Annotated in this window: 16 protein-coding genes and 3 pseudogenes; 10 read left to right on the top strand and 9 right to left on the bottom strand. The window is 71.1% G+C overall.

Going from position 1 to position 17,896, the window contains the following annotated elements; genetic code table 11:
• Positions 1-206, bottom strand: a pseudogene (locus tag GEV28_RS35505) (hypothetical protein); the annotation flags it as partial.
• Positions 203-691, bottom strand: coding sequence for a hypothetical protein (locus GEV28_RS35500; protein ID WP_291417588.1), 489 nt, complete (start codon positions 689-691; stop codon positions 203-205). The gene GEV28_RS35500 and the pseudogene GEV28_RS35505, both read right to left, overlap by 4 nt.
• Positions 692-931: 240 nt before the next feature.
• Between GEV28_RS35500 and GEV28_RS35495 the strand changes: the two genes are divergently transcribed.
• From GEV28_RS35495 to GEV28_RS35465, 7 genes are all read left to right on the top strand, one after another.
• Positions 932-2,239 (top strand): NlpC/P60 family protein, encoded by a 1,308-nt coding sequence (locus GEV28_RS35495; RefSeq protein ID WP_291417586.1) that lies wholly within the window; start codon positions 932-934, stop codon positions 2,237-2,239.
• Positions 2,240-2,638: 399 nt separating this feature from the next.
• Entirely contained in the window at positions 2,639-3,709 is a 1,071-nt protein-coding gene (locus GEV28_RS35490) for a MoxR family ATPase (protein WP_291417583.1), read from the top strand.
• Positions 3,710-3,756: 47 nt separating this feature from the next.
• Entirely contained in the window at positions 3,757-4,656 is a 900-nt protein-coding gene (locus tag GEV28_RS35485; protein ID WP_291417592.1) for a DUF58 domain-containing protein, read from the top strand.
• A gap of 5 nt (positions 4,657-4,661) precedes the next feature.
• Positions 4,662-5,645, top strand: coding sequence for a VWA domain-containing protein (locus GEV28_RS35480; protein WP_291417591.1), 984 nt, complete (start codon positions 4,662-4,664; stop codon positions 5,643-5,645).
• Between the two features lie 131 nt (positions 5,646-5,776).
• The gene (gene fabG / locus GEV28_RS35475) at positions 5,777-6,481 is read left to right on the top strand and encodes a 3-oxoacyl-ACP reductase FabG (protein ID WP_291417581.1); all 705 of its coding nucleotides are present in this window, start codon (positions 5,777-5,779) and stop codon (positions 6,479-6,481) included.
• A 50-nt stretch (positions 6,482-6,531) separates the two neighbouring features.
• On the top strand, positions 6,532-7,299 hold the full coding sequence (fabI, locus tag GEV28_RS35470) for an enoyl-ACP reductase FabI (protein WP_291417579.1): 768 nt from the start codon (positions 6,532-6,534) through the stop codon (positions 7,297-7,299).
• Positions 7,300-8,325 (top strand): ferrochelatase, encoded by a 1,026-nt coding sequence (locus GEV28_RS35465; protein WP_291417577.1) that lies wholly within the window; start codon positions 7,300-7,302, stop codon positions 8,323-8,325.
• On the opposite strand, the gene GEV28_RS35460 is transcribed toward GEV28_RS35465, so the two are convergent.
• The 3 genes from GEV28_RS35460 to GEV28_RS35450 all read right to left on the bottom strand — a co-directional run bounded on the left by GEV28_RS35460 (position 8,307) and on the right by GEV28_RS35450 (position 10,422).
• A complete protein-coding gene (locus tag GEV28_RS35460) occupies positions 8,307-8,885 on the bottom strand; it encodes a hypothetical protein (RefSeq protein WP_291417575.1) in 579 nt (192 codons plus the stop codon). The genes GEV28_RS35465 and GEV28_RS35460 overlap by 19 nt on opposite strands.
• 187 nt (positions 8,886-9,072) lie before the next feature.
• The gene (locus GEV28_RS35455; RefSeq protein WP_291417573.1) at positions 9,073-9,873 is read right to left on the bottom strand and encodes a hypothetical protein; all 801 of its coding nucleotides are present in this window, start codon (positions 9,871-9,873) and stop codon (positions 9,073-9,075) included.
• A 57-nt stretch (positions 9,874-9,930) separates the two neighbouring features.
• On the bottom strand, positions 9,931-10,422 hold the full coding sequence (locus GEV28_RS35450) for a YcxB family protein (RefSeq protein ID WP_291417571.1): 492 nt from the start codon (positions 10,420-10,422) through the stop codon (positions 9,931-9,933).
• Between the two features lie 49 nt (positions 10,423-10,471).
• Here GEV28_RS35450 and GEV28_RS35445 point away from each other — a divergent pair, with 49 nt between their 5' ends.
• From GEV28_RS35445 to GEV28_RS35435, 3 genes are all read left to right on the top strand, one after another.
• Positions 10,472-11,710, top strand: a complete 1,239-nt coding sequence (locus GEV28_RS35445; protein WP_291417569.1) for a low temperature requirement protein A — start codon at positions 10,472-10,474, stop codon at positions 11,708-11,710.
• Positions 11,711-11,819: 109 nt separating this feature from the next.
• Entirely contained in the window at positions 11,820-13,220 is a 1,401-nt protein-coding gene (locus GEV28_RS35440) for a sigma 54-interacting transcriptional regulator (protein WP_291417590.1), read from the top strand.
• Between the two features lie 189 nt (positions 13,221-13,409).
• Positions 13,410-15,359: a VWA domain-containing protein gene (locus GEV28_RS35435; protein WP_291417567.1), complete on the top strand. Its 1,950-nt coding sequence runs from the start codon at positions 13,410-13,412 to the stop codon at positions 15,357-15,359.
• Between the two features lie 77 nt (positions 15,360-15,436).
• Here GEV28_RS35435 and GEV28_RS35430 read toward each other — a convergent pair.
• From GEV28_RS35430 to GEV28_RS35415, 4 genes and pseudogenes are all read right to left on the bottom strand, one after another.
• Positions 15,437-15,727, bottom strand: a pseudogene (locus tag GEV28_RS35430) (VOC family protein); the annotation flags it as partial.
• 139 nt (positions 15,728-15,866) lie between these two features.
• A pseudogene (locus tag GEV28_RS35425) lies at positions 15,867-16,393 on the bottom strand (WYL domain-containing protein).
• 95 nt (positions 16,394-16,488) lie between these two features.
• On the bottom strand, positions 16,489-16,626 hold the full coding sequence (locus GEV28_RS35420) for a hypothetical protein (protein WP_291417565.1): 138 nt from the start codon (positions 16,624-16,626) through the stop codon (positions 16,489-16,491).
• A 77-nt stretch (positions 16,627-16,703) separates the two neighbouring features.
• Positions 16,704-17,624 (bottom strand): hypothetical protein, encoded by a 921-nt coding sequence (locus GEV28_RS35415; RefSeq protein ID WP_291417563.1) that lies wholly within the window; start codon positions 17,622-17,624, stop codon positions 16,704-16,706.
• Positions 17,625-17,896: the final 272 nt, after the last annotated feature.

Here is a 17,896-nt window from a genome sequence, read left to right as displayed (position 1 = left end):
CCGGGCTGCTGCTGGTAACCGGGCTGCTGCTGGTAACCGGGCTGCTGCTGGTAACCGGGCTGCTGGTAACCACCCTGTTGCGGGTACCCCTGCTGGGGGTAGCCGCCCTGCTGCGGGTACCCAGGTTGCTGTGCGGGGAACGGTCCACTCCCCGGCTGGTTCGGATCGTTTGGCTGCCATGGGCCGCCAGAACCTGGATAGGTCACGGTTCCCCTCCTGCGTCTCCGGTCGCGCCTCTGCGCTGGCCGGCGAAGATACCTACGACACCGATCACGGTGAGCACTGCCCCGATCAACATGACGATGGGGCCCGTACCGGCTATGCCGAGGCTGATGTCCTCGCCACCACCTACGACGGTCGCAGTCCCCGCGATGGTTCCGCAGATTATCGCCAGAATGGTCGAAATCGTTGCGGCGGTCCGGCGAAATCCGAGTGCGTAGCCGACGGCACACACGGTGATCATCGGGATGATCATGGTCCAGGCATCGAGGACGAGCTCGAGAGGATTGCCCTCCACCGCCTTGATCGCGCGGATCACGCTGATCGACTGGTAGCTGTCCCGGAGCACCGTTCCGGACACGACCCAGGGCAGGAACGTGCTGACCGCGACCAGCGCGAGGCCGGCCGCCGCCAGGCACACGGCGCCGATCCCGAGCCGGGTCGGCGCGCGGGTCTGGGTCATGGACAGCACTCGGCCATGGTTACAGGTCGTGATTCTCCCCAGCTCGGCGGCCCTGTCTCGGCAACTCTGCGTGGTTCTCTCGTGTTCACAGGGATGAATGTTGTCCACGGGATCCAAGTTTCTGGTGTTACGACTGGTGCTAAACGAGTCCAAAGTGGCACAGTGGTTGCGCCGATCGTGCAGCTCAGCGGGGCTGTGACAGGGGAGGTCGGCAGAGCCTGGAGGTGGGAGGTAGGCCCGGTGGGAGCAATGCCGAGACGGCTGGGCGCGAGCCTGCGGGTGGTCGCCGCCACCGTCGTGCTGGTCGTGAGCCTCGGGGCGGGCACTGCGGTCGCCGTGCCGCCGCCCCCGCCCAACCCCAGCGACGACCAGCTCGACAGCACCCGCGCGAAGGCGAACGCGCAGGCCACCCAGGTCGGCAGGCTGACCAACCAGGTGGCGCAGGCGGAGGCGCGGCTCATGGAGCTGCAGGCCGATGTCGAGCTGAAGATGGAGGACGCCAACAAGGCGCTCGTCGACCTGCAGACCGCCCAGGGCGAGGCGGCGCAGGCCAAGGCGGACGCGGAGGCGGCGAAGGCCGCGGCGGACAGCGCTTCCCAGGCGATCGACGACGCGCGCGAGGATCTCGACGAGTTCGCCGCCGGCAGCTACCGGCAGGGCAGCACGATCGGGTCGATGTCGGCCTACCTCGGCGCGAAGTCGCCGGAGGACCTGCTGGCCAGGGCCGAGCTGCTGAACGCGGTGGCCGGCAGCGAGCTCGACGTGCTCGACGACTTGGAGGTCGCGCGCACCGACAAGGCCAACAAGGACTCGGCCGCTCGCGCCGCGCTGGACCTCGCCAACGAGAAGGAGGCGCAGGCCCAGTCGGCGAAGGAGGCGGCGGACGCGGCCACCGCGGCGGCCCGGCAGGCACAGCAGGACGGCGCCGCGCAGGCGCAGCGGATCGAGGCGCAGAAGGCGAGCGCGGAGTCGCAGCTGATCGCGGCGCAGTCGGCGGTCAGCGGGCTGGAGAGCCAGCGCAAGCGGTACCAGGACTGGCTCGCGGCCAAGCAGCGCGAGGACGCGCTGAAGGCCCAGCAGGCCGCCGAGAGTGCCGGCGGCGGGGGTGGCGGCCGGCCGGTCGCGGCCCCGTCCAGCGGCTCGGCGCGCTCGGTGATCAACCGCGCGCTGTCCCAGCTCGGCGTGCCGTACGCGTGGGGCGGCGGCAACGCCTACGGCCCGACCCGCGGCATCCGCGACGGCGGCGTGGCCGACATGTACGGCGACTACAACAAGATCGGCTTCGACTGCTCGGGCCTGATGATCTACGCGTTCGCCGCGGCCGGGTACCGGCTGCCGCACTACAGCGGCTACCAGGCACATGCCGGCCGCCGGGTGCCGCTGAGCCAGAAGGCGCCCGGCGACATGCTGTTCTGGGCGAGCGGCGGCCGGATCCACCACGTGGCGCTCTACATCGGCAACGGGCAGATGGTCGAGGCGCCGCACTCCGGGGCGCGGGTGCGGATCGCCTCGGTGCGCTACGGCGGCATCGTCCCGTACGCGACCCGCATGCTCTGAAGCGAGCGGTGGGCCCACCCTTCTTCCCGACCTCCACGTAGCCGAGTCGACCTCTCACGTCGGTGAGTCGACCTCTCACGTCGGTGAGCCGGCCGCGGACGACACCCACCGAACCCGGACCGGACCAACCGCTGCCCCGCGCCATCGCCACCTGACAACACGACGAGCCACAGGACGACACGACGACGCCACGGGACGACACAACGACGCCACAGGACGACACGCCGGGCCTTGTCCGGGGCGCGGGTGCGGATCGCCTCGGTGCGCTACGGCGGCATCGTCCCGTACGCGACCCGCATGCTCTGAAGCGAGCGGTGGGCACAACCTTCACAGCGGTCATACCGGGGTTCCGGTTACCTGAGAGTCGGGGAACCTGACGCTGCACCTAGGAGGTTGGTAGTGACCGAGCCGGCTGAGTCGGTGAACGGATCCGGGTCCGAGCCAAACACGCCCGCCCGCGACGCACAGCTGCTCGAGCGCACCGTGTTCGAGGTCAAACGGGTCATCGTGGGACAGGACCGGCTCGTCGAGCGCATGCTCGTCGGCCTGCTGTCCAAGGGGCATCTGCTCCTCGAAGGTGTCCCGGGCGTCGCCAAGACGCTGGCGGTCGAGACGTTCGCCAAGGTCGTCGGCGGGTCGTTCACCCGGGTGCAGTTCACCCCCGACCTCGTGCCGGCCGACATCCTCGGCACCCGGATCTACCGGCAGGGCAGCGAGAAGTTCGACGTGGAGCTGGGCCCCGTCGTCGCCAACTTCGTGCTCGCCGACGAGATCAACCGGGCGCCCGCGAAGGTGCAGTCCGCGATGCTCGAGGTCATGGCCGAGCGGCACGTCACCATCGGCGGCCAGACCTTCCCGATGCCCGACCCGTTCCTGGTCCTGGCCACCCAGAACCCCATCGAGAACGAGGGCGTCTACCCGCTGCCCGAGGCCCAGCGCGACCGCTTCCTCTTCAAGATCATCGTCGACTACCCGACGGCCGAGGAGGAGCGCGAGATCGTCTACCGGATGGGCGTCACGGCGCCGGAGCCGCAGCAGGTGCTCAGCCCCGCCGAGCTGGTCCGCCTCCAGGGCGTCGCCTCGCAGGTCTTCGTGCACCACGCGCTCGTCGACTACACGGTCCGCGTCGTCCTGGCCACCCGCACACCGCTCGAGCACGGGCTCAACGACGTCGCGGGCTGGGTCGCCTACGGTGCCTCGCCCCGCGCGAGCCTCGGCATCGTCGCCGCGTCGCGGGCGCTCGCGCTGATCCGCGGGCGGGACTACGTGCTCCCACAGGACGTGGTGGACGTCGTGCCGGACGTGCTGCGCCACCGGCTCGTCCTGTCCTACGACGCGCTGGCCGACGGGGTCCCGCTCGACCACATCATCTCCCGGGTGCTGCAGACCGTGCCGCTCCCGCAGGTGTCCGCCCGGCCCCAGTCGGGCGGTGTGCAGCCGCCGCCGGTCGGGGTGGCCGGCAGGTCGTGAAGGACAAGCACAAAACCCGTGACCGGCCGCCCTGGGCGCCGCCGATCATGCAGGGCGAGCGGATGGAGCACGGCCTGCGGCTGCTGGAGCTCGACGTCCGGCGCCGGCTCGACGGGTTGCTCCAGGGAAACCACCTCGGCCTCGTTCCCGGGCCCGGCTCCGAGCCCGGCGAGGCCCGCACCTACCAACCCGGCGACGACGTGCGCCGGATGGACTGGGCGGTAACCGCGCGCACGACCGTCCCGCACATCCGCGAGACCGTCGCCGACCGCGAGCTCGAGACCTGGCTCGTCGTGGACCTGTCCGGGAGCCTCTTCTTCGGCACCGCTGCGTGCGAGAAGCGGGACCTCGTCATCGCCGCCACCGCCGCGATGGCCAACCTCACCGGCGGCGGCGGCAACCGGATCGGCGCGATCGTCGCCACCGGCGAGCGGACCGTCCGCATCCCCGCCCGCGGCGGGCTCGCGCACGCCAGGGGGCTCGTCCGCAAGATCGCCGAGACGCCGCGCGCTCCCGAGGGTGTCCGCGGCGACCTCGCCGACGCCATCGAGCAGCTGCGCCGCCCGCCGCGCCGGCGTGGGCTCGCCGTCGTGATCTCCGACTTCCTGGGTGACCTCGACTGGCAGCGGCCGTTGCGCGCGCTGTCCACCCGGCACGACCTGATCGCGGTCGAGGTGCTCGACCCGCGGGACGTGGACCTGCCGGAGGTCGGCACGGTCGTGCTCGCCGACCCGGAGTCCGGGCGCCAGCGCGAGGTGAACGCGTCGGCGTTGCTGCGCAAGGAGTTCGGCGCCGCGGCGGCCGAGCACCGGGCCGAGGTCGCGGCCGCGGTGCGCAGGGCCGGCGGGGGGCACCTCGTGCTGCGCACCGACTCGGACTGGATCGCCGACACTGTCCGGTTCGTCGTCGCCCGCAAGCGACGGTGGTCCGGGGGAGGGGTGGCCTGATGAACCTGAGCTTCCGCAACTTCTCCGCGCCCTGGTGGTTCCTGCTGCTGGTCGTGGTCGCGCTGATCGTGGTCGGCTACGTCGCCGTGCAGCGGATGCGGCGCAAGCGCACCATGCGGTTCACCAACCTGGCGCTGCTGGAGAAGGTCGTGCCCAAGCGGCAGGGCTGGATCCGGCATGTGCCGGCGATCGTGCTGGTCGTCGCGCTCATGCTGCTGACCACCGCGATGGCCGGGCCGACCGCCGAGCAGCGGGTGCCGCGCAACCGGGCCACCGTGATGCTCGTGATCGACGTGTCACTGTCGATGGAGGCCACCGACGTCGAGCCGACCCGGTTGCGGGCCGCGCAGGACGCGGCGAAGGACTTCGTCACCGGCCTGACCCCGGGCATCAACCTGGGCCTCATCGCGTTCGCGGGCACCGCGACCGTGCTGGTGTCGCCCACCACCGACCGGAACGGTGTATCCAACGCGATCGACAACCTGCGGCTCGCCGAGTCGACCGCCACCGGTGAGGCGATCTTCGCCGCGTTGCAGGCGATCGAGGGCTTCGCGCAGGTCATCAGCGGCGTCGAGGGCGCCCCGCCGGCGCGCGTCGTGCTGATGACCGACGGCAAGCAGACCATCCCGACCGACGACGGCAACGACCCGCGCGGCGCGTTCACCGCGGCACGGGCCGCCGCCGACCAGAAGGTCCCGGTCTCCACGATCTCGTTCGGCACGCAGAGCGGCGAGGTCACGATCGACGGCAAGAACCAGCCGGTGCCGGTGGACGACGAGTCGATGCGGGAGATCGCCCGGCTCTCCGACGGCGAGTTCTACCGCGCGGCGACCGCCGACCAGCTGCACCGGGTGTACGACACGCTTGGTGAACAGATCGGCTACGAGACCAAGGACGCCGACGCCAGCCGGCCGTGGCTCGTGCTCGGCACGCTGGCCGCGTTGATGGCGGCCGGAAGTGCGTTGGTGATCGGTCAACGGCTGCCGTAACACCTTCGGACACCCGAATGAGCGGTATGTCCGAAATGTGCCAACAGATGGTTGACCGAGCCTCGACGTCGCCGTGGCCGCCCAACCGATAATCTTGCGGACGCAATCATCAGTCCTACCGAGGAGCAGGTGTGGGACGTTCTGTGCTGGTTACTGGGGGTAACCGCGGGATCGGGCTGTCCATCGCCCAGGCGTTCGCCGCGCAGGGTGACGACGTGGCGGTCACCTACCGCGGCAAGCCGCCGCCCGAGACCCTGTTCGGGGTCCGCTGCGACGTCACCGACATGGCCCAGGTGGACGCGGCCTTCACGGAGGTCGAGGAGGCGCAGGGGCCGGTCGAGGTCCTCGTGTCCAACGCCGGCATCACCGATGACACGCTGCTCATGCGGATGTCCGAGGACCAGTTCACCCGCGTGCTGGACGCCAACCTCACCGGCGCGTACCGGGTGGCCAAGCGGGCCACCCGGGCCATGCTCAAGGCCCGCTGGGGCCGGATGATCTTCATCTCGTCGGTGGTCGGCCTCACCGGCGGCCCGGGCCAGGTCAACTACGCGGCCAGCAAGGCAGGCCTCATCGGCGTCGCGCGCTCGATCGTGCGGGAGATGGGCAACCGCAACATCACCGCGAACCTGGTCACCCCCGGGTTCATCAGCACGGAGATGACCGACGCCGTGTCCGACGACCGCAAGGCGGTGATCCTCGGCCAGGTGCCGGCCGGCCGGTACGGGCGCACCGACGAGGTCGCCGCGGCGGTCACGTTCCTCGCCTCGGACGCGGCCGGCTACATCACCGGCGCGGTCGTGCCGGTCGATGGTGGGCTCGGGATGGGGCACTGAGTCCCTACTGACAGACTGGGCCCTCCACCGACCAACCAGGAGGGTCGCTCGTGACCGGTCTGCTCGAGGGCAAGCGCCTGCTCATCACCGGTGTGATCACCGATGCGTCGATCGCGTTCCACGCGGCGAAGGTCGCCCAGGAAGAGGGTGCGACCGTCGTGCTGACCGGCTTCGGCCGGATGAGCCTGGTCGAGCGGATCGCCAAGCGCCTGCCGCAGCCGCCGCCGGTGATCGAGCTCGACGTGCAGAACCAGGAGCACCTGGACACGCTGGCCGACCGGGTCCGCGAGCACGTCGACGGCCTCGACGGCGTGCTGCACGCCATCGCGTTCGCCCCGCAGACCTGCCTCGGCTCGCCGTTCCTCGACGCCCCCAAGGAGGACGTGTCGGTCGCGGTCGAGGTGTCCGCGTACTCGTTCAAGTCGCTGACCACGGCGCTGCTGCCGCTGCTGTCCCGCGGCGCGTCCGTGGTGGGCATGGACTTCGACGCGCGGGTCGCGTGGCCGGCCTACAACTGGATGGGCGTGGCGAAGGCCGCGCTGGAGTCGGTCAACCGGTACCTGGCGCGGGAGATGGGCCAGCACGGCGTGCGGGTCAACCTCGTGTCGGCCGGTCCGCTGAAGACGATGGCCGCGAAGTCGATCCCCGGCTTCGGCGAGCTCGAGGGCGGCTGGGACGACCGGGCGCCGCTGGGCTGGGACGCCGAGGACGCCGCGCCGGTGGCGAAGTCGATCTGCGCGGTGCTGTCCGACTGGCTGCCCGCCACCACCGGCTCGATGATCATGGTGGACGGCGGCGTGCACGCGCTGGGACTGTAGATGGACGCGTTGCTCTGGCTGTCGTTCGGCGGTCCGGACAAGCCCGAGGACGTCCGGCCGTTCCTGGAGAACGTCACGCGCGGCCGGGGCGTTCCGCCGGAGCGGCTGGACGAGGTCGAGCACCACTACCAGTCGTTCGGCGGCGTCTCGCCGATCAACGAGCTGAACCGGTCGGCGATCGCGGCGGTCACGGATGTGCTGGCGCGGCAAGGGATCGAGCTGCCGGTGTACTTCGGCAACCGCAACTGGCACCCGATGGTCGAGGACACCGTCGCCCGGATGGCCGCCGACGGCGTGCGGCGCGCGCTCGTGTTCCCGACCAGCGCGTACGGCGGGTACTCGGCGTGCCGGCAGTACGACGAGGACATCGTGCGGGCGCGCGCGGCGGTCGGGCCCGGCGCGCCGGAGCTGGTGAAGCTGCGGCAGTTCTTCGACCACCCGCTGTTCGTGGGCGCGTTCGCGGACGCGGTCCGCTCGGCCGCCGAGGGCCTTTCGGAGTACCGCCTGGTGTTCACCGCGCACTCGGTGCCGACGGCGGCCGACGCCGCGTCCGGCCCGCCCGCCGAGGGGGGTGGCCGGTACTCGCGCCAGGTCGCGGAGGCCGCCCGCCTGGTGGCCGCCGAGGTGGGCGTGGCCGGCTACGACGTGGTGTGGCAGTCGAGGTCCGGGCCGCCGCGGATCCCGTGGCTGGAGCCGGACATCCTCGACCACCTCGACACGCTGGCGGGCCGGGGGGTGCCCGCGGTGGTGGTGTGCCCGGTGGGGTTCGTGAGCGACCACCTGGAGGTCGGGTGGGACCTCGACACCGAGGCCGCGGAGAAGGCGGCGGGGCTGGGCATGGGCTTCGCCCGAGCCGCGTCCCCGAGCGGTGACCCGCGGTTCGCCGAGCTGGTGGTCGAGCTGGTGCGGGAACACGTGGCCGGCGCACCGGTCCGGAAGCTGTCCGACTTCCCCGCGGCGGGCTGCACGGTCGACGGCGCGCCGTGCGCCGAGCTGTGCTGCGAGCCTCAGCGCAAGCGTAGGTAGGCCTCGCCGCGGGGGGAGAGGCGGTAGCCGGTCTCCAGGCTATGGGTCAGGCCCAGGTTCTTGAGCTTGCGAACGTCCACTTTGAACGGCAGCATCTCCCGGCCCAGCTCCTCGGCCAGGTCGCCCGCCCGCACTGCCGGGCGTCGGCGGATGATCGCGAACGTGTCCTCGGTCCACGGGCCGTGGGTGGATGCCTTGTCCAGCCGGGAAAGGCGGCGGGTGATCTCCTCGACGTCCGAAGTGGACAGGTCCGCGGTGGACGCGAGCAGCTCGCGCGGGTCGGGCTCGTCGGCGTGGTGCAGGCGCAGCAGGTAGACCGGGTCGTGCGGAGAGCCGCGCAGGTCGGCGACCGCCTCGGCCACGGTCCGGTACCCGGCCGCGACCGCGTCCGCGCGACGGATCCGGGACGGCGCCACCGTGGCGACCGAGTCGACGACGACCCGACCGGCCGGTGTCCGGTACACGTTGCCGGCGATGACCTGCGGCCGTCGCCACCGCCGGAACATCACCGTGATCGACCCGTCGCGGATCCCCGCGTGCAGCCGCTTCTCGATCAGCACGGCGAGAAGGCTGGTGTCGCGTGATCCTGTTCCTTTGCGTCCGCTGTGGATCCACGTGGTTCCTGGCAAGGCGGAGGAAAGTCGCTCGTACTGGATGTACTTGGGCTTTTCTCCAACGCCGTAACACAGACAGGGGCCGCTGTTGGCCGCAGCGGCGTAAAGGTTTCAGGGTCACGCGACACTTGGGTCAGACCTTGCCGGCGTGGTCCGACAGCACGCGGACGGCCTCGGCGACCGCGGCGCAACGCGCCGTGCGCACGGCGTGGAACAGCGGGCGCAACGCCTCGGCCCGCTTCAGCGCGGCGGACGCGGACAGCGCTCCACCAGGCTCGTCCTCCATCGCCAGCTCCAGGATCGCGGCGACCTCGGCGGCCCGCTGCAGCACGCGCAGCGCCCGCGGCGGCATGCCGGCCGGCCAGCTCGCCTTGGTCCGCTCGGCCACCCTGGCCTGCAGCTCCTCGCGCACCCCGGCCCGCTGCTTGGCCACGCCGAGCTCGATCAGCATGCCAGCGGCGACCCGCATCGCGCCGGTGAGCTCGTGCTCGGCCTCACCCAGCGGCACGTTCGCCGCCGGAGGCAACTGCCCCACGTCGAACACGATCCAGCGGACGATGCCGTCGTCGACGGGCCTGCCCACCCGCTCGGGCACCACGCCGAGGTTGTCCAGCACGACCGCCTCGCCCGCGCGTAACGCCTCGGTGGCGAAGGCACTGGGCCCGCCGAGACCGCGGACGTCGCCGGGCACTGGCATGACCAGCCGCCCACCGTCCACGCCACTCCGGCGCAGTGCCGCGAGCAACGCGGCCGGCGCGCCGCCGGGCTCGCCACGCACCGGGATCTCCAGGGTGGCCGCCAAGGACTCGTCCGCGGCGACCACCTCGTGCAGCTCGGCCCAGTCCTGCAGGGCATCGAGCACGTCGTCGGCGGCAGCGGTACCGCTCAGCCAGGCTGACGACCACACCGCCATTGTCGCGCTGGGGGATGACACGAGAGCAGAGATTACGCGATGAGAACCGCTACCCGTTCGGGGTGGGGTGCTTACGGATCAAGGCTTCGCCGGGCCGACGGTGCGCTCCAGCAGCTCGCGGAACCGGCGCCGCTCCTCCTGCGCGCCGAACGCGCGGTTGGGCACCGGGAACAGCGCGGTGGCCTCGCCGGTGCGCAGCACGAAGCCGCGGTTGGTCTCCAGCCACCCGGACAGCGTCGACCAGCGCAGGTCGCTGTACGCGGTGCCGTCGACGGTCATCATCCGCATCGAGGAGTCGTCCACGGTCGCCGTCACGGTCGCCGCGGCCACCGGGTTGCGCCGGAACGACGAGTTCACCGCGAGCATCGGCAACACCGCGATGACCGCCGCGCACCCCAGCCCGAACACACCGGGCAGCGGCTCGCCGAGCGCCACCAGCACCGCGCCGAACACCGCGAGCGCCGCGGCGAACCAGGGCGACCACCGGTACATCGGCGTCACCGCGCGAAGCGCGTCGCCCCAGTCGCCCGGCCGCGGGTCCCAGCGCAGTTCCAGCTGCTCGTCCGCCATCCCCGTGTCGCCCTCCCCAAACCACCGCTCACCTGAGCAAACTAGGCGCATGACACATCCCGCACGGGTCCGGGTCGAGCGGGTACGCGAAGCCAGCACCGCCACGACCCTAGAGCTTTTCTTCGATCTGGTGTTCGTGTTCGCGCTGACCCAGGTCACCGCGCTGATGGCGGACGACGTCAGCGGGCGCGGGCTGCTGCGCGGCGTGCTGCTGATCGCCGTGGTGTGGTGGTGCTGGGTCGGCTACTCCTGGCTGTCCAACGTGGTCAAGGCGGACGAGGGCTGGGCCCGGGTCGCCTTGCTGGTCGCGATGGCCGCGATGTTCCTGGTGGCGCTGGCCATCCCCGAGTCCTTCGAGGACCTGCCGGGCGGGCTGTCCGGCCCGACCGTGTTCGCGCTCGCCTACCTCGTGCTGCGGCTGACCCACCTCGTGCTGTTCTGGATGATCAGCGGCAACGACGCCGGGCTGCACCGCCAGGTCGCGCTGTTCGCGCCCACGATGGTCGGCGGCACCGCGCTGCTGTTGCTCGCCGCGACCACCTCCGGGAACGCGCAGATACTGCTGTGGCTCGCCGCGGTCGTGGCCGACTACGGTGGCACGCTCGTCATCGGCGCCCGGGGCTGGCGGCTGGGCTCGGCCCGGCACTTCGCCGAGCGGCACGGGCTCATCGTGATGATCGGGCTCGGCGAGTCGATCGTGGCCATCGGCGTCGGCGTGACCGCGCTGCCCATCTCCTGGCCGATCATCGTCGCGGCCACGCTCGGGCTCTCGGTGTCGGCGAGCCTGTGGTGGGTGTACTTCGACACCTCGGCGCTGCTCGGCGAGCACGCGCTGGCCGAGGCCCGCGGCGAGCACCGGGTGTCGATGGCCCGCACCGCGTTCACCTACCTGCACCTGCCGATGATGGGCGGCATCGTGCTGCTCGCGCTGGGGCTCAAGAAGGTGCTCGAGTACGTCGGCGACACCGGGCACCACACGCTGTCGGACAAGCTCTACGGCGTGCCGCTGTGGGCGATGTACGGCGGCGTGGCCGTGTATCTGCTGGCGCACGTCGGGTTCTCCTACCGGTGCTACCGCAACCTCAAGGCCTTCCGGCTGGCCGCCGCGGCGGTGTGCGTGGCGCTTGTTCCGCTCGTGGCGAACCTGCCGGCGCTCACGAGCCTCGGCATCCTGGCGGCGTTGCTGATCGTGCTGAACGCGGTGGAGATGATCAGGTTCGCCGAGGCCCGCAGCACGCTGCGGCACGGCGACCCCGGCGAGGTCCACGGCGAGCCGCGGCAGGAGTAGCTGGAGCTGCTCCACGTCGACCGCGGGCCGGATGTTGCGTAGCGTCGATAAGGTGACAGGACCGGAGAACCAACCGCCGACGGGCGACGCGCTGCGTAGCGTCGGCGCGGTGACACCACCCGAGAACCTCCCGAGGACCGCGGGAGAGCTGCGCGCGGCCGAACACCACCTGCGCGGCGTGAAGGCCGAGATTCGCGAGAACCTGCTCGCCGCGCTGCGCGAGGGGCGCAACCCGTGGCCTGGCATCGTCGGCTTCGACCGGACCGTGCTGCCCCAGCTGGAGCGGGCGCTGCTGGCCGGGCACGACGTGGTGCTGCTCGGCGAGCGGGGGCAGGGCAAGACCAGGCTGCTGCGCACGATCGTCGGCCTGCTCGACGAGTGGACGCCGGTCATCGCGGGCGCCGAGCTCGGTGAGCACCCGCTCGCCCCGATCACCCCGGAGTCCCGCAGGCGCGCCGACGAGCTGGATGACGACCTGCCGGTGGCGTGGCGGCACCGCTCCGAGCGCTACAGCGAGAAGCTCGCCACCCCGGACACCTCGGTCGGCGACCTCATCGGCGACGTCGACCCGGTGAAGGTGGCCGCCGGTCGCACCCTGGGCGACCCCGAGACCATCCACTTCGGACTCGTGCCGCGGGCGCACCGCGGCATCGTCGCGATCAACGAGCTGCCCGACCTGGCCGAGCGGATCCAGGTGGCGCTGCTGAACGTGATGGAGGAGCGGGACATCCAGGTCCGCGGCTACACGCTGCGGCTGCCGCTCGACGTGCTGCTCGTGGCCACGTCCAACCCGGAGGACTACACCAACCGCGGGCGGATCATCACCCCGCTCAAGGACCGGTTCGGCGCCGAGGTGGTCACCCACTACCCGCTGACCGTGGCCGCCGAGGTCGACGTGATCAAGCAGGAGGCCGACCTGCTGGCCGAGGTCGGTGACCCGCTGCTGGAGGTGCTGGCCCGGTTCGTGCGCAACCTGCGCGAGTCGTCGGCGATCGACCAGCGCTCCGGGGTGTCCGCCCGGTTCGCGGTGGCCGCTGCCGAGACCCTGTCGGCGGCGGCGCTGCGCCGCTCGGCGCTCGTCGGCGAGGACCCGCCGATCGCCAGGCCGATCGACCTCGACGCGGTGCCCGCGGTGCTGCGCGGCAAGCTCGAGTTCGAGTCCGGTGAGGAGGGCCGGGAGACCGAGCACCTCACCCACCTGCTGCGCCGCGCGATCGCCGAGACCGCCAAGGAGAAGTTCGCGGGCCTGGACCTGCGCCCGATCGTGGACGTCGTGGTCGACGGCCACCTGGTGGCCACGGGGGAGCGGGTGACCGGTGCCGAGGTGCTGGGCGCGCTGCCGGAGCTGCCCGTGCTGCACGAGGTCGCCGCGCGGCTCGACGTCATGCCGAACGACCCGCCAGGCCGGATCGCCGCCGCGGTCGAGCTGGCGCTGGAGGCGCTGTACCTCAACCGGCGGCTGGCCAAGGACTCCGAGGACAACGGCGGCATGACGGTGTACGGCCCGTGACCACCGCCGACGTACTCTTCTCTGCGGAGGCGGCATTATGACCGCCGACGTACTCTTCTCTGCGGAGGCGGCATTATGACCGCCGACGTACTCTTCTCTGCGGAGGCGGCATTATGACCGCCGACGTACTCTTCTCCGCGGAGGCGGCATTATGACCGCCGACGTACTCTTCTCCGCGGAGGCGGCATCATGACCGCGGACCGGTTCTCCTACGGCCCGTGGCACGACGGGCCGGACCCACTGGCGCCGCCGGTCGACCTGCGCGACGCGCTCGACGCCATCGGCCGGGACGTGATGGACGGCCGCTCGCCGCGCTCGGCGCTGGAGGAGCTGCTGCGCCGGGGCACCCGCACCACCTCGGGCCTGGACGAGCTCACCCGCCGGCTGTGGCAGCGGCGCTCGCAGATCCAGCGCCGGCACAACCTCGACGGCACGCTCCAGCAGGTGCGCGAGCTGCTCGACCAGGCGCTGCGGGCCGAGAAGGCCGAGCTGTTCCCCGACCCGGACGACGACGCCCGGTTCCGGGAGGCGCAGCTGGACGCGCTGCCGTCGGGCACCGCGGCCGCGGTACGTGAGCTCGCCGAGTACGACTGGCGCTCGGACGAGGCGCGCGAGTCCTACCGCAAGATCCAGGACCTGCTCGGCCAGGAGCTGATGGAGTCCCGGTTCCAGGGCATGAAGCAGGCGCTGCGGGACGTGCGGCCGGAGGACACCGAGCGGATCCGCGCGATGATGGCGGACCTCAACGACCTGCTGCTGTCCCACCTGCGCGGCGAGGACACCACCGAGCGGTTCCAGGAGTTCATGCGCCGGCACGGCGAGTTCTTCCCCGAGAACCCGCGCAACACCGAGGAGCTCGTCGACGCGCTGGCGCGGCGGGCGGCCGCGGCGCAGCGGATGATGAACTCGATGTCCGAGCAGCAGCGCTCGGAGCTCGCCGAGCTGATGGCGGGCGCGTTCGGCGATCCCCGGCTGGTCGAGCAGGTCGCGTCGCTGGATGCCAACCTGCGCGCGCTGCGGCCGGGGGAGAACTGGACCGGGTCGGCGCGCTTCCGCGGCAACCAGCCGCTCGGGATGGGCGAGGGCGCGCAGGCGATGGCCGACCTCGCGGAGATCGACGCGCTGGCCGAGCAGCTGGCCCAGTCCTACCCGGGCGCGCGGCTGGAGGACATCGACATCGAGGCGTTGGAGCGCCAGCTCGACGAGGACGCCGGGGTCGACGCGCGGCGCCTGGCCGAGCTGGAGCGGCAGCTGCGTGAGCAGGGCCTGCTGGAGCGGGCCCCGGACGGCTCGCTCCGGTTGTCGCCCAAGGCGTTGCGCCGGCTGGGCCAGACCGCGTTGAAGGACGTGGTCAACGCGGCCAGGCGGCAGGGGCAGCGCGACGCGCGCAACGCCGGCGCCGCGGGCGAACCCATCGGGTCGACCCGGTCGTGGCAGTTCGGCGACACCGAGCCGTGGGACACCTCGCGCACCGTGCGCAACGCGGTGCTGCGAACGGCGTCCACGAGTGGCCGGGTCTCGCTGGACGTGGTCGACGTCGAGGTCACCGAGACCGAGCAGCGGGCGCGGGCCGCGGTGGCGCTGTGCGTCGACACGTCGTGGTCGATGGTGCAGGACGGCCGCTGGGTCCCGATGAAGCGCACGGCGCTGGCACTGCACCAGCTGATCTCCACCCGGTTCCGCACCGACGCACTGCAGCTGGTCACGTTCGGCCGGCACGCGCGGTCGGTGGAGCTGGCGGAGCTCGTCGGGCTGGAGGGCGTGTGGGAGCAGGGCACCAACCTGCACCACGCGCTGCTGCTGGCCGGGCGGCACCTGCGCAGGCACTCCGACGCGCACCCCGTGGTCCTCGTCGTCACCGACGGCGAGCCGACCGCGCACCTGGATCCGGACGGCGAAGCGGTGTTCGACTACCCACCGTTGGACAGCACGCTGCGCAAGACGGTCGCGGAGGTCGACGCGCTGGCGAAGCTGGGCGCGTCGGTGACCGTGTTCATGCTGGGCGAGGATCCCTCGCTCGCGCGGTTCGTCGACCTGATCGCGCGGCGCAGCGGTGGGCGGGTGGTGAACCCGGACCTCGACGGCCTGGGCGCGGCCGTGGTGGGCGACTACCTGCGCAGCCGCAGACCCCGCTCGTGACGGGGCTGTAGGCCGCGCCGGTCGCTCTGCATGGTGCCGAACGGGTCGCCGTCCGGGTCGCGGAAGTAGGCGAGTCAGCCGACGCCCGGTACCGCGTGCTTCGCCAGGGCGATGGTGCCCTCGGCCTTGGTGACGGCCACGCCGACGGCGTCGAGGTCGGCGACGTCGATGGTGTTGACGAAGCTCGACACCGGCGCGTCGGCGGCGGGTGCCGGGCCTTCCCGGGGCACGAGCCCGCCGTCGATGCCGGGTGTGGCGTCGTCGCCGGTGCTGACGAGCCAGTAGGGGATGTCGCCCCAGCGCTCGAACTTCCAGCCGAACACGGACTCGTAGAAGGCGATCGCTCGGTCCGGGTCGGCGGTGTGGATCTCGAAGTGGACGGGACGGGACGGGACGGGACATGACCGTCTCCTGCTTGGTCGGTGTTGTCGTAGCGTCCCCGACCATGCCAGTCAACATCCAGGTCACCCTCGACGCAATCGCCCGCACCGGTGGCGACGCGGGTCCTCAGTAGCGGTCGAGCAGCCAGCGGCCGAGCGCGCGCAGCTGGTCGGCGAGCGAGGTCGGTTCGATGACGTCGAGGTCGAGGTTGAGGTAGGCGAGCCACCGGGCCGCCCAGTCGAGGTCGTCGGTGCCGAAGTGGAGCTCGCACCCGTCGCCGTCCTCGATCACGGTGGCGACGCTCGGGTCGACGAGCTCGCGGAGGAGGTCGGCTGACGTGTGCACCCGCACGCGGACGCGGTGCCGCCATGCCCGTGGGCCAGGGTGTCGGAGACGAACGCGGCGGCGTCGGATGGCGGCTCGGGCACCGGGAAGTGGGTACCGAGTGGTTGGACGTGATCGATGCGGTCGAGGGCGTAGACCGCCCATCTCGTGGCCCGGCGAGGGCATGCGACGAGGAACCAGCGGCGGTGCAGCGTGACCAGCCGGTGCGGCTGCACGTCGGTCGGCGTCGCGTCCGCGGTGTCGTGGCGGCGGTGCCGGATGCGGATGGCCTCGTTCGCGCGGCAGGCGAGCGCGGCGGGGATGAGCACGTCGCGCCCGGCGCGGCGGCGGGACTGTCCCGGCAGTGCCTCCACGTCGGCGAGCGCGGTGAGCCGGGTGCGCCAGCGTGACGGCACTACCTGGGTCAGCTGGCGGGAGCCGCGCCGCCGGTCGTGGTCGCGCAGGTGGCCGGCTTGGCCGTGCTCGGTGCGCTCGTCGAGGTCAGCGCGGTCGCCGTGGTGACGTCGTGACCGCGGGGTGGCGGCGGTCGGAGGTCGGGCACACCCGCGACGCCGGTTGGCAGATCGGGGTGTCGAAGGCGGTGGACCGTCCGGTCGAGGCGGTGTGGAGCTCCATCACTTACCTGTTGGCGGCAAGGACATCCGCCGCCTTCCGGAGCTGTTCGGCCACCGCAGACTCATGCTGCCGCAACGCCTCGGCGTTCGCCTCGATGAGCCGGTTCTGATAGGCCGTCCGCACGGCCACCCAGATTCCGTTGACATCGTGCTTGCTGCGGCACTTCACATCGGCCGTGGCGGTCGCGACCTCCCGTGCGGATGCCTTCTCCTCGGCAAATGCCGGGTCACCGTTCGCCTGCCACGGGTCGCGGTAGTTGAACCCGGCCTCGGCCATGCAGTCGCTCCATTTGGCAAATGCTTTCTTGAGTCGGCTGTCCGCTTCCGTCGCCTCTCCCGACATCTTCTCCAAGCGAATAACGAAATTCTCATCTCCCGGCTTTCCGTCCGTGTTCCTGGCCAAGTGCTGACGCGCCTCGGCATCACACCCACCCTCTGGGACCTCTACACCGTTCACCTTGGACGGGCCTTCGCCGTTCAGGACGCCCATCATTTCGGGCGACCATTTGGTCTGCTCGCTCTTTGCCTCGCGGACACGACTAGAATGTTCGGCAAACCCGGCCGGCTTGTAACCGAAGCTGGCCGCAGAATCCTTGTCGATCAGGCCTATGACCCTGTTCTCCAGCTCCGGCTCCACGGCCCGGTCAGGCAAGTCGAAGTCGAACCCGTAACGCCGCATACAGTCCCGAACCTGGATATCATCAGCGCGTGCCAAGGTGACTTTCTGTTCCGGTGACAGGTGATATGAATCGAGAGGAAAGACGACGTCGTCGTAGGAGCCGATACGTGGCAACGCGCCGAGTTCCGGCTCGCTCTGGCCTACACCAGTGCTCGCCTCCACCCCGGTGCTCGCGTCAGTCACCCCGCAAGCCGCGACGGTCACCGCCATGGAGGCGACGGCCACACTCGAAGCCAACAGCGCCATCCTTCTCATCCCAACCTCCACCAGCCAAGAACAGATCCGACGCTAAACGGCCGGTGCGGAAACAGGCGAGGCGCGACAGGTCACAGTTGACGCAATAGATCGAACGGTTGATTGATACGCCCACACGTTCGTGCTAGCCTCGGCCTTTCATGCAATAGCCATTTGATCTTGTCTTGATTTTGTCGATCTTGGTTTGGGTGTTTCGGGGGATGGGCGTGAGTGTGCCGCCGACCTGCTGTGGTGTCGGCTGCTTCGGGGTCCTTTCGGGGTTG

The organism is Actinophytocola sp. (assembly GCF_009379765.1).
In the GTDB taxonomy this organism is placed as follows: domain Bacteria; phylum Actinomycetota; class Actinomycetes; order Mycobacteriales; family Pseudonocardiaceae; genus Actinophytocola.
Note: the sequence above shows the minus strand (reverse complement) of the source record. Positions and strands in the feature narration are given on the sequence as shown.